General features: G+C 75.6%; 2 protein-coding genes. Both read right to left on the bottom strand.

Features of this window, described 5'->3' with window-relative positions; translation table 11 throughout:
* Positions 1–75: 75 nt before the first annotated feature.
* On the bottom strand, positions 76–396 hold the full coding sequence (locus G3I40_RS28105; protein ID WP_164305180.1) for a (2Fe-2S)-binding protein: 321 nt from the start codon (positions 394–396) through the stop codon (positions 76–78).
* The coding region (locus tag G3I40_RS28100) for an FAD-binding oxidoreductase (protein ID WP_164305178.1) at positions 393–907 on the bottom strand (515 nt) is incomplete at its 5' end. The genes G3I40_RS28100 and G3I40_RS28105, both read right to left, overlap by 4 nt.

Here is a 907-nt window from a genome sequence, read left to right as displayed (position 1 = left end):
ACGCCCCGGCCGGCGGCGGCGACGGCGGCCGCGAGCCCCGCGGGGCCGGCGCCGATGACGGCGACGCTCCTGGGGTCAGTGCGCGAGATCGCCATGACCGGTCCCCTCCTGCGTGCGGATGGCGTCGCCCGGCTCCACCGGGAGCAGGCAAGCGCGTTGATTGGGGCGGCCGTTGACCGACACGAGGCAGTCGAAGCAGACGCCGATCCCACAGAACACGCCGCGCGGCTCGCCGCCGACCCGTGTCGTGCGCCAGGACAGGACGCCCGCCGACCAGAGAGCTGCGGCGACGGTCTGTCCGGGCAGCGCCGGGATCGCCCGGCCGTCGAAGGTGACGGTGAAGGCGGGCCCCGGTGCGGCGGCCGCCAGGCGCAAGGGGGTGCGGGCACGGCTCACGAGGCCTCCTCGTCGGACGGGTGGCGGGACCCGGTGAAGCGGTCGGGGCGGAACGGGGTCAGGTCCAGGTCCGTCTCCTTGCCCGTGAGCCGCTGCGCGATCAAGTGGCCGGTCGCCGGGGCGAGTCCAATCCCCGCGCCTTCGTGCCCGCAGGCGTGGAACAGTCCCGGCACCCGGGGATCGGGGCCGATCGCGGGCAGATGATCGGGCATGTAGGGGCGGAACCCCAGGTAGGAGCGCAGCGCCGAGACCTCGCCCAGCACCGGGAACAGTGCGGTGGCCCGAGCGGCCAGTCGCCGCACCGCCGGCAGGGAGAAGGTCCGGTCGAAGCCGACGCGTTCGCGGCTCGCGCCGATCAGCACCGGCCCCGCCGCGGTACCCTCCACGACGGCCGAGGTCTGCAGCGCGGCGGAGTCGCTCGCGACGTCGGCCACGTAGTCGGCGGCGTACACCTTGCGGCGCACGGTGCCGCGCGGCAGCGGCTCGGTGACCAGGACGAAGCCGCGGCGCG

Source organism: Streptomyces sp. SID14478, assembly GCF_010548525.1.
In the GTDB taxonomy this organism is placed as follows: domain Bacteria; phylum Actinomycetota; class Actinomycetes; order Streptomycetales; family Streptomycetaceae; genus Streptomyces.
The sequence above is the reverse complement of the archived record's forward strand: the minus strand, read 5'-3'. Positions and strand labels throughout refer to the sequence as shown.